Source organism: Anaerolineales bacterium, assembly GCA_015075725.1.
Taxonomy (GTDB): domain Bacteria; phylum Chloroflexota; class Anaerolineae; order Anaerolineales; family Villigracilaceae; genus Villigracilis.
The window spans coordinates 1,083,236-1,108,724 of sequence record JABTTV010000001.1; the positions used below are offsets into that span (position 1 = coordinate 1,083,236).

The 25,489-nt window shown below is 55.0% G+C and carries 20 protein-coding genes; 9 read left to right on the plus strand and 11 right to left on the minus strand.

Annotated elements, in window-relative coordinates; all coding sequences use genetic code 11:
• The first annotated feature begins 27 nt into the window (after positions 1–27).
• Together HS100_05220 and HS100_05225 are read left to right on the plus strand one after the other, a co-directional pair.
• Entirely contained in the window at positions 28–1,182 is a 1,155-nt protein-coding gene (locus tag HS100_05220; GenBank protein MBE7433295.1) for a sensor histidine kinase, read from the plus strand.
• On the plus strand, positions 1,179–1,832 hold the full coding sequence (locus HS100_05225; protein ID MBE7433296.1) for a response regulator transcription factor: 654 nt from the start codon (positions 1,179–1,181) through the stop codon (positions 1,830–1,832). The genes HS100_05220 and HS100_05225 overlap by 4 nt, the downstream gene beginning before the upstream one ends.
• Positions 1,833–1,841: 9 nt before the next feature.
• On the opposite strand, the gene HS100_05230 is transcribed toward HS100_05225, so the two are convergent.
• Complete coding sequence (locus HS100_05230; GenBank protein ID MBE7433297.1) at positions 1,842–3,065, minus strand: MFS transporter; 1,224 nt, start codon at positions 3,063–3,065, stop codon at positions 1,842–1,844.
• A 101-nt stretch (positions 3,066–3,166) separates the two neighbouring features.
• Entirely contained in the window at positions 3,167–4,033 is an 867-nt protein-coding gene (locus HS100_05235) for a helix-turn-helix transcriptional regulator (GenBank protein ID MBE7433298.1), read from the minus strand.
• Positions 4,034–4,116: 83 nt separating this feature from the next.
• Here HS100_05235 and HS100_05240 point away from each other — a divergent pair, with 83 nt between their 5' ends.
• Positions 4,117–5,610 (plus strand): hypothetical protein, encoded by a 1,494-nt coding sequence (locus HS100_05240; GenBank protein MBE7433299.1) that lies wholly within the window; start codon positions 4,117–4,119, stop codon positions 5,608–5,610.
• 262 nt (positions 5,611–5,872) lie between these two features.
• On the opposite strand, the gene HS100_05245 is transcribed toward HS100_05240, so the two are convergent.
• Positions 5,873–8,395, minus strand: a complete 2,523-nt coding sequence (locus HS100_05245; protein MBE7433300.1) for a phenylalanine--tRNA ligase subunit beta — start codon at positions 8,393–8,395, stop codon at positions 5,873–5,875.
• Between the two features lie 139 nt (positions 8,396–8,534).
• Positions 8,535–9,593 (minus strand): phenylalanine--tRNA ligase subunit alpha, encoded by a 1,059-nt coding sequence (gene pheS / locus HS100_05250; protein ID MBE7433301.1) that lies wholly within the window; start codon positions 9,591–9,593, stop codon positions 8,535–8,537.
• A gap of 444 nt (positions 9,594–10,037) precedes the next feature.
• On the opposite strand from pheS, the gene HS100_05255 reads away from it, so the two are divergent.
• Positions 10,038–11,582: a glycosyltransferase family 39 protein gene (locus tag HS100_05255; GenBank protein MBE7433302.1), complete on the plus strand. Its 1,545-nt coding sequence runs from the start codon at positions 10,038–10,040 to the stop codon at positions 11,580–11,582.
• Between the two features lie 31 nt (positions 11,583–11,613).
• Here HS100_05255 and HS100_05260 read toward each other — a convergent pair whose 3' ends face one another.
• From HS100_05260 to HS100_05290, 7 genes are all read right to left on the minus strand, one after another.
• Complete coding sequence (locus HS100_05260) at positions 11,614–13,110, minus strand: M1 family metallopeptidase (GenBank protein ID MBE7433303.1); 1,497 nt, start codon at positions 13,108–13,110, stop codon at positions 11,614–11,616.
• Complete coding sequence (locus tag HS100_05265; GenBank protein ID MBE7433304.1) at positions 13,107–13,781, minus strand: HD domain-containing protein; 675 nt, start codon at positions 13,779–13,781, stop codon at positions 13,107–13,109. Before HS100_05265 ends, HS100_05260 begins: the two co-directional genes overlap by 4 nt.
• A 1-nt stretch (position 13,782) precedes the next feature.
• Entirely contained in the window at positions 13,783–14,205 is a 423-nt protein-coding gene (locus HS100_05270; GenBank protein ID MBE7433305.1) for a TIGR03667 family PPOX class F420-dependent oxidoreductase, read from the minus strand.
• A gap of 155 nt (positions 14,206–14,360) precedes the next feature.
• A complete protein-coding gene (gene groL, locus HS100_05275; protein ID MBE7433306.1) occupies positions 14,361–16,019 on the minus strand; it encodes a chaperonin GroEL in 1,659 nt (552 codons plus the stop codon).
• A 120-nt stretch (positions 16,020–16,139) separates the two neighbouring features.
• Positions 16,140–16,436 (minus strand): co-chaperone GroES, encoded by a 297-nt coding sequence (gene groES, locus HS100_05280; protein MBE7433307.1) that lies wholly within the window; start codon positions 16,434–16,436, stop codon positions 16,140–16,142.
• Between the two features lie 203 nt (positions 16,437–16,639).
• Complete coding sequence (locus HS100_05285) at positions 16,640–18,064, minus strand: tetratricopeptide repeat protein (protein ID MBE7433308.1); 1,425 nt, start codon at positions 18,062–18,064, stop codon at positions 16,640–16,642.
• The gene (locus tag HS100_05290; GenBank protein ID MBE7433309.1) at positions 18,061–19,317 is read right to left on the minus strand and encodes a tetratricopeptide repeat protein; all 1,257 of its coding nucleotides are present in this window, start codon (positions 19,315–19,317) and stop codon (positions 18,061–18,063) included. The genes HS100_05285 and HS100_05290 overlap by 4 nt, the downstream gene beginning before the upstream one ends.
• A gap of 112 nt (positions 19,318–19,429) precedes the next feature.
• Here HS100_05290 and trmD point away from each other — a divergent pair, with 112 nt between their 5' ends.
• From trmD to HS100_05315, 5 genes are all read left to right on the plus strand, one after another.
• Positions 19,430–20,185: a tRNA (guanosine(37)-N1)-methyltransferase TrmD gene (gene trmD / locus HS100_05295; protein ID MBE7433310.1), complete on the plus strand. Its 756-nt coding sequence runs from the start codon at positions 19,430–19,432 to the stop codon at positions 20,183–20,185.
• 84 nt (positions 20,186–20,269) lie between these two features.
• Positions 20,270–21,556 carry an MFS transporter gene (locus HS100_05300; protein MBE7433311.1) on the plus strand — a complete coding sequence of 429 codons (1,287 nt, stop codon included), beginning with the start codon at positions 20,270–20,272 and terminating at the stop codon, positions 21,554–21,556.
• A gap of 20 nt (positions 21,557–21,576) precedes the next feature.
• Positions 21,577–22,608, plus strand: coding sequence for a BMP family ABC transporter substrate-binding protein (locus tag HS100_05305; protein MBE7433312.1), 1,032 nt, complete (start codon positions 21,577–21,579; stop codon positions 22,606–22,608).
• Between the two features lie 109 nt (positions 22,609–22,717).
• Positions 22,718–23,776: a BMP family ABC transporter substrate-binding protein gene (locus HS100_05310; protein MBE7433313.1), complete on the plus strand. Its 1,059-nt coding sequence runs from the start codon at positions 22,718–22,720 to the stop codon at positions 23,774–23,776.
• Positions 23,777–23,958: 182 nt separating this feature from the next.
• On the plus strand, positions 23,959–25,488 hold the full coding sequence (locus HS100_05315; protein MBE7433314.1) for an ABC transporter ATP-binding protein: 1,530 nt from the start codon (positions 23,959–23,961) through the stop codon (positions 25,486–25,488).
• The last annotated feature ends 1 nt before the right edge of the window (position 25,489 follow it).

Below are 25,489 nucleotides of genomic sequence, written 5' to 3' on the forward strand. Positions count from 1 at the left end.
CGCGGGGGATGGGAGTACAATCCCGTCATGCTCAGTTCCACCGTCGTCCGCGTCCGCATCCCTGCCTCGCTGGATGTCGCTACGTATATCAGCATCGGGGCAATGTCGCTGTTGGCTGTGAGAGGATTGCAATCCCTTCCAGCCCAGTCAGCCCTGCTTGGTTTGGGCGCGATATGCGGTTTGTTGTATCGCTTTGTGTTTCGCGCGGGACGCTACGAAAAGAATCCGGTTCTCTATTTCGGGTCGCAATTTGCCGTGCTCGCCCTGATGCTTATTGCCGCGCAGGGCTCTTCAGTTGACCCGATCAATTTCATCTTCCTGTTTATCGCCATCCATGCCGCGCTGGTCCTGACGCGCAACGCTGCCGTTTTATGGATCGCCGCATATTATTTCACGGTCAGTGCGGCAATGTTGATCACCCATGGCACGGAAGGTTTCTTTGCGGCGGCGTTTTACCTTGTAACGTATGCCGTTTCGGGTGTTTTCGGTCACATCCTGCAACAGGCGGAACTGGCACGCGAACACAACCAGCAACTGGTGGAAAAGTTGCAGTCCACGCAGAAGAAGCTGCAGGAACTGGCTGTGGTGGAGGAACGCAACCGCCTCGCCCGCGAACTGCACGACTCGGTGAAGCAACAGGTCTTCGCCATTTCGATGCAATTGAGCGCAGCGCGGACATCGTTGTCCGAATCGGATAAAGCGTATTCATCGATAACCGAAGCCGAACGACTCGCCCAACAGGCAGGCGCAGAGCTGACCACGCTCATCAACGCCTTGCGGCCGCCCGTGTTGGAGAGTAAATCACTGACCGACGCAATCAAGGAATATGTCAACGAATGGTCGAAGCAAAACAATATGGCAACCAATCTCAGGGTGGGCGACAATCTGCCTTTGAATGTCAATGAAGAGCAGGCGTTTTTCCGTGTCATTCAGGAGGCGCTATCGAATATTGCCCGCCACAGCCGAGCTACGCAAGTGGACATTGAGTTGGTTTATGAAGACTCCCATATATTATTTTGTGTTGTGGACAATGGAATGGGATTTAACGTGGATAATTTGCAAAAGGGCGTTGGCCTTAGATCCATGCAAGAGCGGTTGTCTCAAATTGGAGCAGTTTTTCAAGTGGTGGGCGAAAAAGGGCATGGCACAAAAATTACTGCAAAGTTGAGGAGGTTGGAATGAACGAATCGATTTCGGTCCTACTGGTGGATGACCATGCGGTGGTGCGTCAGGGTGTGAAAACGTTTTTGGAAACGCAACCCGATATAACCGTTGTGGGCGAGGCGGGTTCGGGCGAAGAGGCGATCAGACTTGCAGCGCAGTCAATCCCCGATGTGATTCTCATGGACCTTATCATGCCCGATATGGATGGGGTCGAGACGACGCGCCGCGTCAAGCAAATAAGTCCGCGTTCGCAAATCGTTTTTCTCACTTCATATCATGAAGATGAACATATCTTTCCTGCCTTGAAGGCGGGCGCGCTGTCTTATATTCTCAAGGATGTCAGCGCGGAGGAATTGGCGTCGGCGGTGAGGAAAGCCGCGGAGGGCGAGGCGGTTCTTCATCCGCGTGTGGCGGCGCGCGTTATCAAGGAATTGCAGGGCAGGCGCGAAGGCACGTTGAATCCATTCACCGAATTGAGCGAACGCGAGTTGGAAGTCTTGAAGTTGATTGCGGATGGGATGTCCAATGCGGGAATTGCGTCGCAGCTCGTGTTGAGCGAAAAAACCGTGAAGGGACACGTGAGCAATATTTTGGGCAAACTGCATCTCGCGGACCGAACCCAGGCGGCCGTGTATGCCTGGCGTGAGGGGGTCGTCCGAAAAGAATAGGTTCTAAATTCAACCCGCTTCTCTTAACTCACGCACCTGCAAACCCGCCAAGCCGGGCAGACCGATCACCAACAGGGAAATGGCGATCATCATGGGCAATCCTGCGAGCGGGAATAAAAATCCTCCCAGCGCACCGCCGATGGGTGTCGCGCCTTGCATGATAGTGCGCAATAACGCAAACGTCCTGCCGCGCAACTCGGTTGGGATGACTTGCATCCGAAGTGTCTGCGCCCAAATGGTGAGAGGCGCGCTGAAAAAACCGAGGAGGAAAAGTCCGGCTCCCGCCGCCCAGAATGCGGATCCCGCCAGCAAAAAGGCGATGCTTAATCCGGAGAGAACCTGTGCAAAGGCGATCCGCAGGCCCAACGTCGTCCTTGTCACAAGCGTGCCCGCCAGCGATGAACTGATGACCTCCCCAAGCGCCATGAATCCCAGCAAGGTCCCGTACATACTTGAACTGTCCGGCGCGATCTGATCTGAAACGAGAGGCAGGTAAACCGTCATCACGCCAAGCCCGATGTTCGCCGCCATGAACATGAGCGTGGTGGAGAGAATCACCTTGTTCACGACCATCAAACGAGCCGCGTCCATCACACTGAACGACGTGGTCTGTTTTTCGGCAGAATGATGACCCGCTTCCGCCACAGAGATGCGCGCTAGCGCCAGCGCAAAAACGATGTACGAAATCGCGTCGATGACCACCACATTGGCGATCCCGATCCACTCGACAAGGAACCCGGCAAGCGGCAAGCCGATCACCCCGCTCAACGTGTAGATCAACGTCTCCATGGCGTTGGCTGTTTCCAATTGTTCCTCCTTGACAATGGAGGGAATCAAGGTCGGGCCGCCTGCCAGCGAGATCATCATCAGGCTTCCATAGATTGCGGCAAAGATGTAGATATGAGTGACTTCCAACAAATCCAACATGTGAAGGACGGGAATAATGAAAAAGGCGAAACCGCGGATCAAGTTATCCCAGATCATGACCTTGCGTGCGGAGAAGCGGTCGATCAGAGTACCGGCAATGAACCCGCCGATAAGGATCGGGGCGGTATATGCGATGGCGAGGATGCCCAACGCCTGCGCGGATTTGGTCTCTTCAAAGACGTACCATGTCAGCGCAACACGGGTGAGCGAATCGCCGAGAGAGGAAAGCGTGAATCCCGACCAGAAGGTAAGGAAATTTTTGTTCCGCAGAATATCGCGGTAGGAGGTGAGTTGAAGTTGTGTCATGTCGATTTCCTTTTCATTCCAAAAGTGCATCTACTCTCCGCTTGCGCTGGCGGGATCGGCTTTTCGTTTTTTAGGTTGTGATGATAGGGGATATCGCCGCGTCAGGCTTTTAAATTCTTGCTCATCTGCTGGAGTTGCGCGCCGCGAAGTTCGGAGGGATTCATCCCGAAAGTCTGTCGGAATGCCGTGGAAAAGTTACCGTGATTCGAGAATCCGTATTCAAGCGCAAGCAGGTCGAGGCGCGATCTTGGATTTTCGAGCATTTTTTCGGCAGCATTGAAAAGGCGCAATCGCTTGACGTAAAGATGAAGGGTCATACCCGTGTTCTGTTTGAAAATACGGCAGAGGTGGTAGGGGGAAAGATAAACAGCAGATGCTATCCGTTCAAGTTGCAGGGAAGAATGGATACGCGCGTTGAGAAAAGTCTTTACCGCCTGCACCTGTTCGAGGTGCGCCCGCAATGTGTGTGATGAAGAGTTTCTCCGCTTTATGGATCGACCCTGATACAAAGCGTGGATGACGCCGCTCACAGCGGCGAGAATTCTTTCCTCAATTTCGAGCGGATCGTCGTGGCCGCGCGCCTGCAAAAGCCGGTATTGCAATACTTGAAGTTGGGTGGGGATGGTGATATGGCTGCGGTGGAATAGCCTGCTGGGGTTGTTCTCGACATCAGGGTTGTAAGTTCGCATCAATTCGACCAGCAACGAAGGCGCGAAGATAAAGACCGTCGTGGCGTCCCCGCCGCCGACCGGATGACTGATATCGTACGGCTCGCCTTTATTGTAAAACAGGATATGGTTCGGGTCGGCAAGGAAGGTGCCGTGCGCATCCTTGCGTTGAAACGCTCCCGCGCGGGAGAGGGCGATCTCATGTCCCTGCGGAATCTCATCCCGGCCGTCGTGACCCGTGCAGCGATAATCGAAGACACGCATAAGATCGCTTCGGAACAAGGTTCGAATGTGAGACATCGCTTCGGTCACCCTGTGGTTAGACGCTCCCTGTCTAGGATTTATTTCACATCCTACCACAATGATATGATTGCACTCACCGAATGAAACCCTCATGTCTGTTCCTTCTTATCCTGATCCCCGCCAGCGCATTTCTGGCGCTTCTGCGTTTCGACTCGCTCCAACTCGGAACCTCCTATGACGATGCGCATTACATCATCCTCGCCGAAAGCCTGGTCAGCGGTGAGGGCTACAAACTCATCAACTTTCCGCGCCCGCAGATCGAGAGGAATTTCCCGCCGGGATTTCCAATATTGCTTGCGCCCTTCACACTCGTCTTCCAGAAAAATTTCGAAGCGCTCAAACTCGTTTCGCTCGTCCTCTGGCTGGCTTCGATCCCTCTCGTTCATAAATTTTTTTCCAAGCGGCTCAATTCTCCCGGACTCGAAGTTCTCACCGCATTCGTTGCATTAAACCCGCTGCTCATAGGTTCGTCCGTTTCGGTCATGTCCGAGTCGGCGTATGTGTTTTTCTCGTTACTGGCTTTGGTCGTTTTCGACAAAACGGATGATAAAAAGGTCGGATGGCTCATCCTTGCCGCCATCCTCGCTTTTTATTCCCAGCAGATTCGCACGATCGGGATCGCATTGTCCGCTTCCCTTCTGATTTACCTTGCGAGCACCCGCCGCTTTCGGGACTTTGGAATCGCATCGTTCATCCTTATTCTTGGATTCTCCCTCCAAGCCTGGTTCAACCTTAGCAACGGGGGAAGCGTCATCTCGTCCGGTTATGAAGCGCAAGTGTTGGGTGGATCAGCCATGGAGAAAATAAGCCAGGTAGGGTCGAATGTCTCAGGCTATTTCGACCAGATCCTCGCCGGGTCGCTGATTCCCATCTTCGGCACGCGGCTGGATTCAATACTTCCCGCTATTTTCTTTGTTTTGAACCTTGCGATCCTTCTAACCATCGCCGGTGGGCTCTTTGCAGCAAAACCAAAACTTGAATGGATGCATCTGTATTTTGCCATTTATCTCATCGGCATTCTGGCGTTCTGGAACCCAAAAGTGGGGAGTGTGAAGGCGCGTTTCTTGATTCCCATCCTGCCTTTCTTCTATTTCTATTTTCTAACCGGTTTGAATTGGGCAGCTGAAAAACTCAACGCCCGCTTCGCAGAGCGCGGACTTATTGTAGTCGCGTGTATTATTTCCATCATCCTGCTGGCAAGGAATATTTTGGATTGGCGCAATCCCATCCGCGAGCAGATGACTGACATTTCGATAGGAACAAGCTGGATCGCCGAACATGCCCCGGCTGATGCGATCGTCATGGTCAACGAGCCGGTGCCTGCTTACGTTCACGTCAAACGCAGGACGATCAACTTCCCAAAGAACGACCAGGACCTGGAAAAATACCTTGAGAATCAGGGGGTGGACTACATCGTCGTCGCGCCGCTGCTGCAATCGCCGGGAAGCACAGGACTGAGCAAAGAGGTAAGCCAAATCGATGCCGAGATCCAGGCGTTGCCGGGTCGATTCGAACTGGTCTTTGAAGACAAGGGAAACAACGTGCGGATATTTGAATATACAAGTAATGATTGATTGACAATGAATCGAAATCTCTCGGCCCGCCTTGTTATTAATAACACCCCTAAATTTGTCCATTTTTCCTTCATCCGGGAGATTAAATGATGATTGCTAGGGTGAGGGGGGCACCCTAGCAATCATCGATTGCAATAATACACCCCGGTCAGTTAAATGTCAAGCGGTTAACTTCGAGCATTAAGATACTCTAATCTCGGCAGGCGGGCACAAAAACGGATTCCGAATTATTGTTCCATCACAGGTTCAGCGGCGCTTTCTGTTAATTTCGCAGTTTCGCGCCAACTTCCTTTTCCAGCCTCTTGACGATCTTGTTGCGAATCGCCGCGGCTTCAGCATCGGTCATGGTCTTGTCTTCGGCTTGATAGGTTAATGCATAAGCGAGGGATTTTTTGCCCGCGCCGACCTGGTCTCCGCGATAGAGGTCGAACAGGCGGACGCCTGTCACGCTTCTCCCTCCCGTTTGCCGGATCAATGATTCGATGGTCTCTGCCTTCACTGATTCATCCACGATGAGGGCGATATCTTCATAAATGGGCGGAGTTTCGGGAATCGGCTTGATCTCGTATGCCAGCGGGATGGAGCGTATTGCATCGAGGTCGAACTCGGCAACCAGCACGGGTAAATCGCCCAACTCGTATTGTTCCTTTACCACCGGATGCAGTTCGCCGAACGCGCCGATGGCCTTGCCGCCAATTTTGACTTCGGCGGCTTTGCCAGGGTGAAGGTAGGCATGGGATTCGGTCGCAGTGTAGGAAACGTTCGTGAGGCGCAGACCGCCCAACATGAGTTCGATGCGGCCCTTCATGTCGAAGAAGTCCAGTGTCGCCGGTTCCTTTACATCCCATGCTGTCGCATCCCGGAAGCCCGTCATCACAATGACCAGCCTGCGCGGTTCGCGCGGCAGGTCGTTCTTAACGGGTTCGAAGATGGGTCCGATCTCGAAGAAGGAGAAGGCTTCGTTGTAACGGATGTTCTTTTCGAGCGAGTCGAACACGGAGGCGATCAGGCTGCGGCGCAGGACGTTTTTCTCGAGCGTGATGGGATTCGCGATGCGGACGTATTCGTCATACTTTACGATGCGGGATTCTTTTTCCGGCGTGGTCATTCGGTAGGTGACAACTTCCTGCAAACCAAGCGCGACGAGCAGGTCGCGCAGCGCTTCCTCCCATTCGTGGATGGGATTGCCGACTTGCGGCGGGAGCGCATCTGCCATGTTTGTGGTCGGGATATTATCGTAGCCGTAACTGCGCGCCACTTCTTCGAGCACATCCGCCATGCCGACGATGCCTTCGCCGATATCCATGCGATGATCCGGCGCGGTGACTCGCAAAATTTCGCCCTTAACCTCGCATTTGAATTCGAGGCGCGAGAGAAGCTCGGCTGCCCTTTCGAGCGTGAGATCGATGCCAAGCCAGCGATGAATATCGCGGACAGTGATGTCAACCACTACATCTTTCGGCGGGAGCGGATACACATCGACGAGGTCGGGGGCGACCGCGCCGCCGGACCATTCCGCCATGTATTTCAAACCGAGGAGGACGCCGCCTTCCGCCATGGCGGGATGCACACCGCGGGAGAAACGAAACGACGCTTCCGAGGGAAGATTATGTTGTTTAGCCGTGCGGCGGATATTAATGAAGTTCCACGCCGCGCCTTCGAGCAGGACGTTCCTTGTTTTATCGTTCACTTCGGATTCTTCGCCGCCCATCACACCTGCCAGCGAGAGCGATCCCTTCTCATCGCAGACAAGCACATTATTCGAAGTCAACGCGCGCTCGTTGCCGTCGAGCGTTTTGAGTTTCTCGCCATCCTTGGCGGTGCGGGTGTTGATCTTAATTTTCTTGTCGCCAGCACGCTTCTTCAAAACATCATAATCGAAGGCATGCAAGGGTTCGCCGTATTCGATCATGGCGTAGTTGGTGGCATCCACCACGTTGTTGATGGGACGCACACCTGCGAGTTTGAGTCGCCGCTGGATTTGATATGGGCTAGGCTTGAGTTCCACATTGCGAATCAGACCGACCACAAAGCGCGGGTTGAGTTCGGGCTCGGCGATCTCGATCTCGACCAGTTCCCTGACGGATTGTCCGCTGACGTTCAATTTCGTCTGGGGCTTCTTCAGCTCACGCCCAAGCATCGCCGCCAGTTCGCGCGCCACACCGACCACGTTCGCGTTCCGCCCCATGTTCGGCAGGATGGAAATATCCAGCACGGCATCGCCCATGTAATCGGCGAGCGGCATGCCCACGGGCGCATCGTCGTCCAGCAGAATGATGCCTTCGTGCTCACCGCTGATGCCCAGTTCCTTCTCGGAGCAGACCATCGAATAGGAATCGACCCCGCGAATCTTGGCGCGCTTGAGCGTCATCAACACCAGTCCTTCGGCGTGACCGTCGTAGATGGTCGCGCTCTCTTTGGCGTAGGCAACCTTGATCGGCTTGTGCAATTTGCCCTTCCCTCTCAGGTCGAAGATGTTCGGCGCGCCTGTCAAAACGACCTGCTCCTTCTCCCCGTCGAAAAGATCGAGCAGGGTCAGTTTGTCCGCGTTGGGATGCGGGTTCACCTGGCGGATCTCCGCGACGACGATCTTTTCCTTGTCCCAGCCGATGCCACCCGTTTTGAATTCGTGTTTCTCGTCTTCCTTATAAACAGGCATCGGCAAGCCGACGTAGAGAATCTCATCCACTTCCAGACCCGCCAAAGTTAATTTGCGGGCTATATCTTCAATAGACAAGCCATCCAAATCAATGAAATCTTTTAACCAAGAAATAGGTACTTTCATATGCGTATCCTTGTTAGGAAAGACTTGAGACAGGAAACCGTGGTCTCGATACGCTCGCAACGAATGCTCGCTACTCGACCACCATCGATTACCAATTACGAATTACCAATCTCAATTCTCCAATCTCTAATATCTGAATCTAGAATTGCTCCAAAAACCTGACATCGTTACCCCAAAAATAACGGATGTCGCTGACTTTGTGCCGCAGCATCAGCTGGCGTTCGGGTCCCATGCCCCAGGCATAGCCGGAGTAGACCCTCGGGTCGTAGCCGCCGTTTTGCAGAACAACGGGATGCACCATGCCGCACCCGAGGATTTCCAGCCAGCCGGAATTCTTGCAGACCTGGCAGCCCTTCCCGCCGCAGACGAAACATTCCACATCCACTTCGGCGCTTGGTTCCGTAAACGGGAAGTATGAGGCGCGGAACCGCAGCCTTGTTCCTTCGCCAAACATGCGTCGGACAAAATCGGTCAGCGTGCCCTTCAGGTCCGCGAAGGTGATGTTCTTTCCAACGGCGAGACCCTCCACCTGATTGAACTGCACCTCCGAGCGCACCGTGATCTGTTCGTAGCGGAAGCACATTCCCGGCAAAGCAATGCGGATCGGTGGTGGGTCTTGCGGATTCGTCGCGGCAAACTGCCTCATGGCATGAATCTGGCCCGGCGAGGTATGGGTGCGCATGATGATCGGATTGTCTCCGCGCCCTTCTGCTTCAATGAACAGTGTATCTTGCATGTCGCGCGCAGGATGGTGCGGCGGGAAGTTCAATAACTGGAAGTTGTATTCGTCCGTCTCCACTTCCCGCGAAGTAAAGACCTGGAAACCCATCTCAGCCAGAATGTCCAGAACGCGGCGAAGCTGCTGCGTGGAAGGGTGCAGACGCCCGACATGTTTCCTGCGGCCGGGCAGCGTTACGTCGATATGGTCTTCTTCCAGCGACCTTGCCAACGCGACAGCCTTGACCAGCCTGGAGCGTTCCTCCAATGCAGACTCCAACGCCGCCTTCACACGGTTCGCGGCTGCGCCGATCACGGGCCGCTCCTCTTTCGAAAGTTTGCCCAGCCCGGAAAAAACATCCATCAACGCCGAACTGCGTCCAAGATTCGCCACACGCCACGCTTCCAGCGCAGACGGATCATTCACGGACTCCAATGACTTGAGCGCCGCTTTTTCGATCTCACTTAGTTTATCCTGCATGTTTCACCTCTTTGTTTGCCGCGAAAGATCACAAAGTTTTTCCCTCGCGGTCAATAAAAAATCCCGTCCACAATGGGACGGGAGGGAGATTCCCGCGGTGCCACCCAAATTAGCCATCCTTCGATTTCACTCCGGACAACTCACTCAGCGTCTGACGTTCGCCATTCGATATTCGTTGCGCGAATATCGAATTTCGAGTATCGACTTCCCTGTTAACGCTGGGATTGCGGCTCGCACTACCAAACATGACGCATAGCATGTTCTTCACACGAACGACTCGAGAGGGAACTTCAACTAATTTCGGTCGGGTGCAATTTCACCGCTTGCTTTGCACGTCTCTGGCGGCTTCCGTCAGCCTACTTTCCTCTGTCACAGTCTTATGGCTCGCCTGTTGTCTTGAATTATCCGCAAAACCACCGCAATGTCAAGGCTTATAATTCGCCCATGCATCGCAAACCCGACCTCCCCGCTCTTCTTCTGCTAGCGGCATTGCTTTTCGGGGTCATTGTCCGCGTCTACCCGGCGATGGCAAACGGATTCCCACTTAACGACGGCGGCATGTTCCTTGTGATGACGCAGGATTTGCGGGCGAACGGCTTTGCCCTGCCGGATTTTACGACCTACAATAATGCGGAAATCCCTTTCGCCTATCCGCCGCTCGGATTTTACGTCGCCGCGCTTCTTTCCACGCTCGTGCCGGGTTCGGACCTATCCATCTTTCTCTACCTTCCGGCTTTCATCGCCTCACTTGCCATCCCGGCCTTCTATCTTTTCGCCAGGCGGTTTTCGTCCTCCCGGGTCGTCGCGGCAATCGCAACCCTGATCTATGCGCTCGAGCCGCGATCTTTCCTCTGGCTGGTGATGGGCGGGGGCATCACGCGTTCCTTTGGCGTGGTTTTCCTTTTGCTGATGCTTTGGCAGGCGCTCCAGTTGTTCAAGGAGTACCGCCTCCACAGGTTGATCCTGACCATGTTGTTTGGCGCCGCCGCTGTGGTGAGCCATCCGCAGACAGCCTTCCATGCCGCGTTGGGCGGGCTGATCATCTTTCTATTTTATGGACGAAACAAGCGTGGAATTCTTTCCGCGTTTATCGTCGCGCTGGGGGTGGGAATCCTGACATCGCCCTGGTGGCTGATCGTGTTGCAGAGACACGGTCTCGACACTTTCCTCTCCGCGGGGCAGACCAGCCAGCGCAGCCTCGAGTTTTATTTGATCGTCCTCAAATTGCATCTGCCGTCGAATATTCCCGCCATTCCATTTTTGATCCTGTTTTATATCGGTCTTTTGGTTTCGTTCAGGGAGCGGAATTTCATTTATATAGTGTGGATCATTTCCGCGTATCTTTCCGACCCGCGGGGCGCGGATGGAATTGCGCTTTTTCCCAAAGCTGTGCTTGCCGCCATGGGAACGATCCAGGTTTGGGCGTGGATCGACCCCGGGAAGGACGGATCGGTCAAACGTCCGGCAGTGAGGCGCGGATTGCTTTTCGTCGGGGTGGGTATGCTGGTCTGGTTCGTCCTCGTGGCAGTCATCACTGATTTCCGCCTTGTCAACACGAGCCTGAAGGCGGGAGACCTGGCGATGATCGAATGGGTGAATGAAAATTCGGACGCGGGTACAACGTTTGCGCTCGCCACCGGGCGCGAGTTTTCAATGACCGACCCGCTGCAGGAATGGTTCCCAGCGCTGACGGGGCAGACGAGCCTGACCACCCTTCAAGGAATGGAATGGACCCTTGCCGGTGATTTCTTTCCCTGGTATGAGCAGTTGACCGAATTCCAAAAATGCCCAAATGTGGCTTGCTTGAATGAATGGTCGATTCGCAACGGCAGGGCTTACGATTATTTGATCGTGTTGATACCCCCCGATTTGGCGGAAGGCGAAATGGCGGAGTCGTTGAGAAGCCTGGGGCTTTCTGCACGCGCGTCAGCCGCTCATGTCATTGTTTACGAGTCCGCGAATGCGCTGATCTTCGAATATAAAAAGTGACCGTCACCAAAAGGGCGACAGTCACTTTGTCTTACTCAATTCCTGGCATGGGCGGCAGGTCTTCGTCATATAACCATGCATCGAAAAGGTCGGTCAGGTCCTTTCCGTGAATTTCCTCGGCGATTGCGATGAAATCTTCCGTGGATGCGTTGCCGTATTTGTAACGGTCATAATAGGTTCGGAGGATTTCAAAGAATGCGTCGTCGCCGACCTCGAGCCGCAAAGCATGGAGGGTCAATCCCCCGCGCAGGTACACGCCGCCATTGAAAAGATTATAGGGTTTCGGGCTGCCCGGCGGAGGATAATATTCGGGATATTCATTAACCTCTGTGTACACGCTTGCGACCCAGTCATCGAGACCTTCGCGGCCGTAATCGTATTCGACCCACAAGGCTTCGCCGTAGGTGGCAAATCCCTCATTGAGCCAGATGTCGCTCCAATCGGCAACGCTGATGCTGTCGCCGAACCATTGATGAGCGAGCTCATGCGCCACGACAGATTCCGTGCCTTCGATGTCGTCGAGGTCCACCATATCCACGCCGAAGATGGACATGGTCTGGTTTTCGAGCGCGGCGCCGAAGTAGGTATCCATGACAAGCGCGCCGTACACTTCGAACGGATACGGCCCGAAGAGTTCGCTGAAGTAGTCGATCATCTCACCCTGGCGGGCGAACGGTTTATTGACATCGTCGGGCAGACTGGCAGCGTAATAATTGCGGATCGGAATGCCGCCATCTGATTCCATGGTTTCCACATCGAAGTCATTGATGTTGATGGTGGTGAGATAGCTCGCCATCGGGTCGCGGACGGTGAAGGTGTAGGTGGTGGTATCCCCGTTATCGACTTCATCCTGCAAGACGCCATTGGCGGCGACTTCATACGGCTCCGGCACGGTGACGATGATGGTATAAGTCGCCTTGTCGAGTGGATGATCGTTCACGGGGAAGAAACTGGCGGAACCGTCCGGCTCGCTCAGGACAAAGATACCGCCGTCATACACGATCCAGCCGGTGGGAAAAGGCAGGGCTTGCGATTGCATGGGATTCGGGATGCCCTGATAAGAAACAACAACCGTAAATGATTCATCCTTGGACAGCACCTGGGAGGGGATGATCGTCAGCTCCTGTCCTTTTCTATCGAACTCCGCCGCTTCGCTGTTGACCGTGATGCCGGTGATCTCGAACCCGGCAAAATCCAAATTGAAGCGACTTAATTCCTGGGTTGCAACGGCTTCGATGGCGGTAAAAGCTGAAAGATCGCTTGTGGCTACATCGCTGACGGTGATATTCAAGGTGTAGGAAATGGAATCATAGCCGCCGTTGCCGAACCCGGGATACAGCGAATCACCCATGCCGGAAGAGCCCGCTGTTGGGTCAACCGGTTCATCGATGACCGTCTCTGTCGGTGCGGGGGTTTTTGTGGGTGGAACTTCGATGACTGGGATTTCTGTGGGGGATGTGGGAGTGAGTGTCTTGCAAGCCAGCATTACAAAAATCGCGGTTGATATGATTCGCAGGGTTCGTTTCATGGATTCTCCGGTGCAGAGATGACATCCCTGCCTTCCCATTCGCTCATGAACTGCTCGATGAATTTCACCATTACAGCATGGCGTTCTTCGGCGATTCGCCTGGCGGTTGGGGTGTTCATTTTGTCTTTCAATAATAAAAGTTTCTCGTAAAAGTGATTGATGGTCGCGCTTTTGCTGTTCTTGTATTCGTCGAAACTCGCATGCATTTGAGGAGGGGTATCTGGATCGTACAATGGGCGATTCCTGTACCCGCCATAGGCGAAGGCGCGGCCGATGCCGATCGCGCCGATGGCATCGAGCCGGTCGGCATCCTGGACGATGAAACCCTCGAGTGACTCCATCATATTTTCGACGTTCGCGCCTTTGTAGGAAATATTCGCGATGATGCGGCACACGCTTTCCGCGACGAAAGGGTCGACGGAGCAAGAGTCAAGCCAGGCACGGGCACGGAGCGGGGTTTCGTCCCCCGACCCGTTGAATTTCCAATCGTCGAGGTCATGCAATAAGGCGGCAAGTTGCACGATGAAATCGTCCGCTTTTTCGATCTCACAGATGGCAATGGCATTCTTCCAGACGCGGTGGATATGCCACCAATCATGGCCCGAGGAATCGCCTGAAAATTCCCGCTTGATGTATTCGGCGGTCTTTTGAATGATCTGGTCCCGGTTCATATCACCATCCGCGCAGGGACGTGAGCTTGATGCGGACCGCTGTGGAATATTCTTCGGAAAATTTCCGGGGCGTGGCTCCAAGCCCTTTTATCCCTGAGCGATATTTGCGCATGTAGATGCCGTTCCTGTCCGCCGGCTCGGCTTTGAGATCGATCTTCGTTTTCCCGCCGAAAACGATGACATCCTCTTCGCCCTTCTCATCCGGGGTGTTGAAGTGCAGGGAGACATTCGGGTCGTTGATGATGTGCTTGAGTTTGAACGCGCCTGGCTGGCTGTAAACCAGCAGGGAGTCGCCTTCCAATACGAACCAAACGGGGCGGGGTTGGGGACTGCCGGTCGAGTCGACCGTGGTAAGCCAGATGAAATATTCCTTTTTGAGATGACGCATCGCCTTGCGCCCAAGTTTGGATTTGAAATCGATCATAAGAGTCTCCTTGCTCCGAAATGACAATGACCAAATAAAATTGTACCCGCTTGTTTCTCGAATTGCCCGCTCCTCTTGGAGGGAATCGAAGAACAAAAATGGCGTCTTCGGGTGAAGACGCCACTCTTTTGCTGGAAATTACCCTACGGCAAGGTTTAGTAATCCATGCCGCCCATGCCGCCCGGAGGCATGGCAGGAGCCTTTTCCTTCTCGGGCATGTCGGTGATCAACACGTCGGTGGTAAGGATCATCGCGGCGATGGAGGCGGCGTTCTCGAGCGCGCCGCGCACGACCTTGACCGGGTCGATCACGCCGGCGTCGATCATGTTCACGTATTTGTCCGTCAGCACGTTGTAGCCGATGTTCTTGTCTTTCTTTTCGGCGGCGGTGCGGCGCACGGTATCGATGATTACCGAGCCGTCCTGGCCGGCGTTGGAAGCCAGTTTGCGGATCGGGGCTTCGAGCGCCTTTTTGACGATGTTGATGCCCACGCGAATTTCCTCGCCGTCTTCGGCGTTTTCCTTCGCGAGTTTGTCGAGCTTGGCAGAGGCATTGATGAGGGAGATCTCACCGCCGGGAACGATGCCTTCCTCCACCGCGGCGCGCGCGGCGGAAAGGGCGTCTTCGACGCGGTGCTTTCTTTCCTTCATTTCGGTCTCAGTCGCCGCTCCCACACGGATGATGGCGACTCCGCCACTCAATTTGGCAAGGCGTTCCTGCAGTTTTTCCTTATCGTAGTCGCTGGTGGACTTTTCGATCTCGATGCGGATCTCTTTGATGCGTCCTTCGATATCGCCTTTCTTGCCCTTGCCGCCGATGATGGTGGTGTTCTCCTTGTCGGAGACGACCTTCTCAGCTTTGCCGAGGTCCTGAACGGTGACGGATTCGAGCTTGCGGCCCATTTCCTCGGAAACGACCTGTCCACCGGTGAGGATGGCGATGTCCTGCAGCATCGCTTTGCGGCGGTCGCCAAAGCCGGGGGCTTTGATGGCGAGCACGTTCAACATGCCGCGAATCTTGTTGAGGATCATGGTGGCGAGGGCTTCGCCATCCACATCCTCGGCGATGATGACCAGTTCGCGCTTGCCGATCTGGACGAGTTTCTCGAGCAGGGGCACGATGTCGGCCGCCGCGGAAATTTTCTTATCGTAGATCAGAACATAGGGCTCGCTGATCTGGGCTTCCATCTGGTCGGCGTGAGTGATGAAGTAGGGGGAAAGATAGCCGCGGTCGAACTGCATGCCTTCGACGAATTCCGTCTCGAACTGCATGGTCTTGGATTCTTCGACGGTGATCACGCCGTCTTTGCCGACCTTGTCCATCACGTCCGCGATGAGCTGGCCGACTTCTTCATCCGCCGCGGAGTTGGTGGCGACGGACGCGATCTCTTCCTTGGTGTCGATCTTGACCGAGTTCTTCTTCAATTCCGCAACGACGGTCTCGGTGGCGAGTTCGATGCCGCGCTTCAGAAGCATCGGGTTATAGCCCGCTTCCAAAGCCTTCAAACCTTCGTTCACGATCGCGTGAGCGAGCACGGTGGAGGTGGTGGTCCCGTCACCGGCGATATCGTTGGTCTTGGTGGCGGCTTCCTTCAGGAGCTGCGCGCCCATGTTCTCGAACGGATCTTCAAGTTCGATCTCCTTCGCCACGGAAACGCCGTCGTGCGTGATGGTGGGGGAGCCGAACTTGCGATCGACAGCCACATTGCGTCCCTTCGGACCGAGCGTGGCGGATACCGCATTCGCAACGGCGTTCATGCCGTTCTTGAGCTTGCGGCGGGCTTCTTCGGAAAATACCAGTTGTTTCGCTGCCATAGTTTCACTTCCTTTTTAGAATGTTATGTCCTTGCGAGGAGGGCGGGGTTCCCGACGAAGCAATCTCCTACGTTATACCGGGAGGCTGCTTCGCCGCTCCGCGTCTCGCAGCGACATGTTTTATCCAACAATTCCGAGGATGTCGCTCTCGCGCAGGATGAGCAGTTTCTTGCCATCCATCTTCACTTCAGTGCCGGAATATTTTGCGAACAGGATCGTATCGCCGACCTTCACGTCCATCGCAACGCGCTCGCCTTTTTCGTTGCGGTCGCCGGGTCCCGCCGCAAGGACCTTGCCCTGCTGGGGTTTTTCCTTTGCCGTTTCGGGGAGGATGATTCCGCTCGCTGTCGTTTCCTCCTGTTCAATGGGCTCGATCAGCACGCGGCTACCGAGGGGTTTGAACGAGATTTTTGCCATATGATGCCTCCAAGTGGATTTTCTAATTAACCATAGAATTAGCACTCAAAACTTCTGAGTGCTAATTGCTATCTTACCCATTTAGAATTTCAAAGTCAAGGGGAATATAAAAATTCTTACAATTCTCTGACTCTCGTTCCCCGCCTCTCCTCATACCTGATACCTCACTCGCCGACCCAAACGTACCTACTCTGGAAGCGGGTTTACGGCGTAGGCGCAGGCTCGGTCATGGACGGTTCAGTTGTCGGCGTTGGGGATGAGCCGGAGCCCGTCGTCCCCGGGCTGAAGGAACAGATGGTCCGCACCACGGTCATATCCGCGGCGATGTTCGGGTCCTGGATATATTCCGAAGCTTCGATAATGGCGGCAACCTCCAATGCCTGCGGGCAGTAATTGACCTTTGGAGTGCTCAACGCCGCCAATTCGGAGGCATACACATCGTAGTAATAAACCGTGCTGGCTGAGATGGGCAAACCGATCACTTCGGCAGGCTCATCGTTGGGACCGCACCCGCCGCGCCCATCGCAGGATTCTTCGGGCGTGCATCCGTTGATCGCGCAACCCAGCGCGAGGATGCCCGTCTCGTAATTTCGGTTCTTGTGATACAAAACCCCCAACTCGCCATAAAACACGGGGTTGGACGGCTCGAACTCTATCGCCCTTTGCACATTGCGAATGGCGATGAAGAACTCGCCCATTTGAGAATAGGTCTTGGCGATGGAAAGATAGGGAACAGGGTCCTGCACACCCAACTGCTGGTTGATGCGGGCAGTCTGCGCGAAATATTCCAGTGACTTTTCATACAACTGCCGTTGAACATCCTCGTTGGGGCTTTCGAAGGCGAGGCGGCGATATCCCGCGCCGGCGCGCAGGTAAAGGAAGGTCAGGTTTGGCGTGATGGCAATGGCGCGGTCATAGGATTCGATGGCAAGCGCATACTCGCCCAAAGATTCAAGCACATAGGCGTTGACTCGATGCACATCCATCAGGCTTGGGTCCTGCGCCACGGCCTGCTCGATGACCTGTTGGGCTTGGGTCCATTTTTGCTGGTCCACCAGCACTTCAGCGTAGAAGGCTTGCGCGAGCACGTTGGTGTTATCCAGTTGGATCGCGCGCACAGCCTCCTGCTCCGATTTTTGCAGGAGCGCCTGCCGCTCGCGTTCGTTGGATGTGTAAGAGGCTTTCCAATCCAATGCAAAGGCATGCACGGCATGGGCAAAACTGCTGTCCGGGTTGACTTCAACCGCCTTTTCAGCGGAGGCGATGGCTTCATCCAACCTCGCGAGAATATCTTCCTGCTTTACGATGAGCGCCGTGGAATAGGTCTGCACGCGCGAGAGTTGCGCCCAGACGTCCGCGTTGCTCGTGTCGACCCGTGTTGCTTCGCGGTAAGCCTGGATCGCAGAGTCCAATTTCCCGGCGGTGAAGTGCGCATCGCCTTCGAGGGTGTAAGAGGCGGCGAAACGCGTGGGGGTAGGCGTGGGCAAAAACAGCGGCTTGATATCTCCCTGTTGTACCGAGCGGATGAGCCAGATGCCCGCCAGAATCAAGATGACGAAAAGGAACATGCGGTAAACGCTCGAGTCATCCCGGCGGCGAAAGATACTGCGGCGATAGTTGATGTTCATGGGGTCGGGGTGGATTCTGCTTGAGGCGTGGACTCAGCCTCCGGCGTGGAAAGAGGCGCGTTCAGGTTTTCCTGACAGCGGTTGACGATCGCGTTCGCGTTGTCCACCGCCAGTTCGTCGGCAGGGATGCGCGAGATGATCAACTGCGCGATCTGCAAAGCCTCGCCGCATTGGTTCGTGCGGGAAAGCGCCAGCCCGTAGGTGAAATAATATTCGGCGATGCGCGGCGAATCGGGCACGAGGTTGATGAACTCCATTTCATGACCGTCGTCGGAAAGACCGCCCTTGACCACATAGGAAAGTTCCTTCACGGCTTCGGGCCAGTAGGAATTGCGGTAATACATCACGCCGAGATTGCCGCGCAGGTTGGTGTCGGCGGGATCGTTCGCGACCGCTGATTCGGCGAACTGCATGGCTTTGCCGTATTCGCCGATGGTGGCGTAGGTACGCGATAAAAGCAGATCAGGGTTGGGGTCTTGGGGGTTGAGCGCGTCGGCGCGGGTAAAGGAATCCACCGCTTTGTCGTAAATCCCAAGGATGCGGTAGTTGCGTCCGATCGCCAGGTGCAGGTCGGCGATGTTGGCATTGATGGCAATGGCGGCTTCATATTCACGGATGGCTTCTTCATAGTTGCCGGTAGCTTCGAGAACGTACCCGCGCGCGCGATGGGTTTCGAGCAGGTCGGGCGCAAGCGCCTGCGCCACACGGGATTCTTCGATGGCTCTTTCGACTCCTTCGAACGAACCAAGACCGTTGTAAAACGAATCGACGAGAATTTCCACGTAATATGCGTGAGCCAGCGCGTTATTCGGGTCGAGTTCCAAGGCGCGCTTGATGTCCGTCTCTGCTTCGAGGTATTCGCCCTGGAACGACAGTGCCCAGGCGCGCACTGCGAATGCCATCGAGCTATCGGGGTTGAGCAGGAGCGCATCTTCGGCTGCGGTCTGTGCTTCCTTATACTTTCCGGCGAACACAAGCACGCGCGCCAGCATGATGTGCGTGGCGGGGTTGTCCGGCTGGGAGACGATCGCTTGTTGATACGTGTCGATGGCGGGCAGGAGTTTCCCCTGACCGAAGAGATTTTGCGCTTCAGCGATAAGCGTCTCAGCCGAAATGGTGGGCGTGGGAGACGGGACGCCCAGCGGCTCGATATCCGCGACGACGAATCGGTTGATATACGCCGCCGCCAGCACGATCAGACAGAGGACGATGATGCGGAACCAGTTCGGCCGGTCCCGCTTTTTCTTGTTCATGCTCCACTTGCTTCCTCTTAAATACATAAATTCATATTACCATCCGCGAGAAACCGTCGTCAAGCAGGGATGCCGGAGTTCTTATTCGGCTCTTATATGCTACAATCCCGTCATGCAATTCGAGGTGTTCACACTTCTGCCCGAAGTCTTTCCCTCCTATCTCGAAACCAGCATACTCAAGCGCGCACGCGAACGGGGGCTCATCGATGTGCGCATTCATAATATCCGCGATTACACGCACGACAGGCATCACACCACCGACGATCTACCCTACGGCGGAGGCGGCGGTATGGTGATGAAACCGGAGCCGGTTTTCGAGGCGGTCGAATCCGTTCTGGGACTTGTTTCGCCGCAGACTCCGCCCGAACCTGTTTCAAACATCCCCATCATTCTCCTCACCCCGCAGGGACGAGTCTTCAACCAGACCATCGCCGCTGAATTATCACAGCATCCACTCATTGCGCTCATCTGCGGGCGTTATGAAGGCATTGACGAGCGCATCCGCGAGAGACTGGTCACCGATGAAATCTCCATCGGCGACTACGTGCTGACAGGGGGGGAACTGCCCGCATTGATCGTTATCGACGCTGTTGCCCGCCTCCTGCCCGACGTTCTCGGCGACCCCACAGGCGCGGAGGATGACTCTCACGCGATGGGCTTGCTGGAATATCCGCATTACACCCGCCCGCCTGAGTTTCGCGGAAGCAAAGTGCCCGACGTCCTGCTCTCCGGCGACCATGCAAAGATCGACAAGTGGCGCAGGGAACAGGCTTTGGAGCGCACTTTCAGAAAAAGACCGGATATGCTGGAGAAGGCGGAATTAACAAAAGAGGATTTGAAGTTTATCGAGTCGCTTCGCCATTCGTAATACGTGATGCGGAAGTTACGGATTACGAAACGCGTATCACGAGTCAGGCAATCACAAATCGTCAATCGAAAATCGGAGGCTATCATGTCATCGCGTTTGAATTACGGCAAGACCTTCCTGCTCGGGTTCGGTTTTTTCGGTGTCAGTGTGATCTGGGGCGTGTACAATGCCTTCGTCCCCATCTTCCTCGCCGATAAATTCGATCTCTCCCCTGTCCTGATCGGTTTCTTCATGACGCTCGACAATATTGCGGCGCTGTTCATCCAGCCGCCGGTGGGTGCGTGGTCGGATAAACTCCGCACGCCGTTGGGTCGCCGCATCCCCTTCATATTGATTGGCGCGCCGATCTCGGCAGTTGCATTCGGGTTGATCCCCATTGCGGCAATTCTGCCGTTGTTCGTTGCCTGCACCAGCACGCTCCTCCTAAGCGCAGCTTTATGGCGAACCCCGGTCGTGGCGCTGATGCCCGATATCACGCCATCAGAATTCCGCTCGCAGGCGAACGGCATCATCAATTTCATGGGCGGCGTAGGAACAATCGTCGCTTTGCAAACGGGCGGCATGCTTTATAAGATGAGTCCCAATTTCCCATTCTGGCTTGGCTCGGGTTTGGTTTTACTTGCGGTGCTGGTCGTTTATCTCTTCATCGAAGAGCCGAAGGAATACGAAGCGGCGGAACAGCAACCCGGTATGTTCGCCAGCCTGAAGGAAGTCATCAGCGACCCGGACAAAAGCGGTTTGCGCATCTTATCCGCCATCTTCTTCTGGTTCCTCGGTTTTTCAGCAGTCGAGACCTTCTTCACCCTCTATGCTAAAAATCATCTGGGCTTGAACGAAGGCGATGGGGCAACCCTGCTTTCCGTCCTGCCATTGTTCTTTGTGTTGTCGGCCATTCCGTCCGGATTCGTCGCGGGGAAGATCGGGCGGCGCACCACCATTGCAACCGGTTTGATCATCCTCGTCATCATGCTTGTCCTACTCTTCATCACGCCTGCCGAAGCCTTGCTGACGGGCATCGCGCCCCTGCCTCTTGTCGGCATTCCGCTCGTGGAAGGCGGCGCGCGCATGCTCACGCTCGCCGGCGTTCTGCTCATCCTCGGCGGGATCGGCTGGGCGTTCATCAATATCAACTCCCTGCCCATGATCGTGGATTTGACCAGCGCCGCCCGCATCGGCACCTTCACAGGTCTTTACTATCTCTTCTCCACCCTTTCCGCCATTGTCGGCCCGAATGTCAACGGCTGGGCGGTTCAACTCACCGGAGGAAATTACAACATCATCATGTTGATCGCCCCGTTCTTCATGCTCATCGCGCTGGGATTGATGATGGGGGTGAAGCGGGGGGAAGCAGTTGTAAGATCAGAGAATTAGAGGATAGAGATTCGTTTTACGTGTTACGGATTACGCATTACATTTTTCTGGCAATGACGGGTCTGGCGCTCACAGCCTGCCTGTCCTCGTCAGATTGTTTTCGCGAAGATGTTTTCTGCGCGGCGTTGGTGACGGATACGCTTGGGATGGAAGATCACGGGATCAATCAGGATGCCTGGGCGGGAATGCTCGAAGCGCAGGAGAACGGGCTGGCAGACAAGGTGGATTACATCGAGTCAGTCGATTCCCGAGATTACGAGAAGAACATCGTCTATTTTGCTTCGCGCGGATACGATGCGATCTTTACGGCGGGCATCGGTTTGCGAAACGCCACGTTCGAGGTTGCAACACAGTATTTTGCAGCTCAAACGCAAGGGAGTCCAAGCCCGATCTTCATTGGCTTCAATCAATCCTATGAAGAGAGCCGCCCCAACCTGGTCTCCATTATTTTTCCCGAAGACCAGATGGGATTCGCCGCCGGGGTCGTGGCAACCCAATTAACCAAAACCGGGACCGTGGGAGCCATATGTGAAACCTCCGGCATCGACTCGATGTGGCGCTATTGCGAGGGCTTTCGCGCGGGCGTGGAGTTTGCGGATGGGACGGTCAAGGCAGCGGTGATCTATCGCGATGATGGAGACAGGGAAAAATTATTTCTGGATGAAGCGTGGGGATATGAAACCGGTTCGAGTTTGATCCAACGCGGCGCGGATGTGATTTTCGCGGCAGGCGGAGTCACGGGTCAGGGAGCACTACGGGCGGCTTTGGAGTTCGACGTGTTTGCGATCGGAGCGGAGCGGAATCAGGCGGCGGCTTTGGGAGGAACCGGACCAGGTTTGGTGACATCTTTTTATGGGGATGCCCGGTTCGAGGTCCAGGAAGCGATCCGTCGGGCAAAAAACGGTGAATTTAGCGGTGAACGTGTCGGCAAAATCCATTTTTCGGTCCCGCATCCAGGCGTCGACCCTTCTTCAATCACAGGCTTGGAGGCTTTGATCTCTTTGTTGTCAAAGGGTGGAATTGTCCCAAATGTTACAAAGGAAAAACCCTAATTCGTTCAGGCTTGCACAATGTATGGAGTGGATTTATACTTAACATTGTCGTAAGGCTTTGTGAACAAAAGCCTTTCCAAAATATCTTCTAAAGAGGAGAAGAAATACCATGAAGAAATTCCATTTCGTTATGGCTGTGTTGATCGTTGCTTCCATGGTCCTTACCGCCTGTGGCGGCGGGGCGGGCGGCGGCGGTCTCAAGGTCGGCATGGTGACCGACTTGGGCGGTATTGATGACAAGTCCTTCAATGCCACCGCGTATGCCGGTGTCCAACAGGCGATCGACGAGCTAGGTATCGAGGGCAAGTATCTCGAATCCACCCAGCAGGCTGATTATGCCAAGAACATTCAGCAGTACCTCGATGAGGACACCGATCTTATCGTGACCGTCGGCTTCCTCCTCGGCGTGGATACTGCCACCGCCGCGAAAGCCAATCCCGAAACCAAGTTCGCCATCGTGGACTATGCTTATCCCGACTGCTTCGGCGATGCGGTGGAAGGACAATCCTGCGGTTCCGCCACTGAATTGTCCAACGTGCTTGGTCTGACCTTCCAGATCGACCAGGCCGGTTTCCTGGCTGGCTACGCCGCAGCTGCCAGCACCAAGACCGGCAAAGTCGCCACTTGGGGCGGTATCAACATCCCGCCTGTGGTCTCTTTCATGATCGGTTATGAGAACGGCGTGAATTACTACAACGAGCAAAAAGGCGCGAATGTGGAAGTCTTGGGCTGGAGCAATGACGCTGCGGATGGCTCCTTCATCGGGAACTTCGAATCCCTCGATGACGGCCGCTCCGTGACTGAATCGCTCGTTCAGGAAGGCGCCGACATCGTCATGCCGGTTGCGGGTCCTGCGGGCTTGGGCGGCGCCGCCTACTGTGCTGAATCCGGCTCCTGCATGGTCATCGGTGTGGACACCGACTGGACCGTCTCTGCCTCCGAATACAGCGACGTGATCCTGACCAGCGTTCTAAAGAACATGAACGTGGCCGTGTTCGACACGATCAAAGCCGTCCAGGATGGCACCTTCGCGGGTGGCGTGTATGTCGGAACGCTTGCCAACAACGGTGTGGGTCTTGCCGATGTGAAGGGCGCTTCGGACGAACTCAAGGCTGAACTCGATGCGATTCGTCAGGGCATCAGCGACGGTTCAATCGCCTCTCAATAGTTCACCCGTAAACACACCAAGGAAAGCCGGGGGAGGGTTCTCCCCCGGCTTTTTCTGTCCTGTTTCGTTAGATCCCAAAGGTGTTTTCGTCACCTCCTTTGTCACAAAGACCATCCTTATAATGGGACAGTGTAAAAAAGACCTTTTGGATCTATCGAACCCATGAGCATGGAGGGCATGGCATGACGAACGTTCTCGAATTGCGCGGCATCACCAAACGATTCCCAGGCGTATTGGCGAACGACAAGATCGATATCAGCCTGCGGGAGGGGAAGATCCTTGCCCTGCTGGGGGAGAACGGCGCGGGCAAAAGCACATTGATGAACATCCTGTACGGATTGTACAAACCCGATGAGGGAAAGATAATCGTGCGCGGCAAAGAGGTGGAGATCAACGAACCGAACGACGCCATCGCCCAGGGCATCGGCATGGTGCATCAGCACTTTATGCTCGTGCCGGTGATGACCGTGACCGAGAATGTGATGCTCGGCGTGGAACCGGTGAGGAACGGCGTGTTCCTGGACAGGGAAAAGGTTGCGAAGCGGATCCAGGAGATATCAAACCAGTACGGTCTCGAAGTGGACCCTCACGCATACATCAAGGATTTGCCTGTGGGCATCCAACAGCGCGTGGAGATCATCAAGGTCCTTTACCGGGCAGCGGATATCCTCATCCTCGACGAGCCCACCGCCGTGCTCACGCCGCAGGAGGTGGAAGGTCTTTTCAAGATCATTCAAACGCTCATCAAGGCGGGTAAGTCCATCATTTTCATCACGCACAAGTTGAAGGAAGTCCTGGCGATAGCCGACGATATCACCGTTCTGCGATTGGGAACGGTGGCCGGTTCGATCAAGCCGCAGGATGCCACCTCCGAGGTCCTCGCCACCATGATGGTGGGCCGCGATGTGAGTTTGGTTGTACAAAAGGGACCCGCCAAACCCGCTGAACCTGTTCTGGTCGTCGAAAACCTGTATGTGCGCAACGAACGCCAGCATCTGACCGTACAGGGAGTTTCGTTCAACGTGCGCAAAGGCGAGGTATTGGGCGTGGCAGGGGTTCAGGGAAACGGTCAGACCGAACTCGTCTACGCTTTGACGGGCTTACTCCCGCTCGAGTCCGGGACGATCCGCCTGCTCGACGAACCGATCCACCACACCACACCGCGCAACATCTTGGAAAGAGGCGTGTCTCACATCCCCGAAGACCGTCAGCGCCATGGTTTGATCCTATCATTTCCCATCCACGATAACCTGATGTTATGCACCTATTACAAGAACCCGTTTGCAAAGGGCATCTCGCTCCAGCCAACCTCCATTTTCAACAACGCCGAGGAACTCGTGAAGCAGTTCGACGTGCGCACACCCAGCATTTATGTCAACGCAGGGACCCTCTCGGGAGGTAATCAGCAAAAGGTGATCGTGGCGCGCGAATTTTCCCGCCCCGTCGATTTGTTGATCGCCTCACAACCGACCCGTGGCCTGGATGTCGGTTCCATCGAGTACATCCACAAACAGATCATCAAGAAGCGCGACGATGGCTCCGGGGTCCTGCTCGTCTCTTCCGAGTTGGATGAGATTCTCGCCCTCTCCGACCGCATTGCCGTAATGTACAAAGGGCAAATCATGGATATCCTGGACGCGGGTAGCGCCAGCAGGGAGCAATTGGGTCTGCTCATGGCCGGTGTTCACCCCGCCGAAACCTCGAAGAATTAAG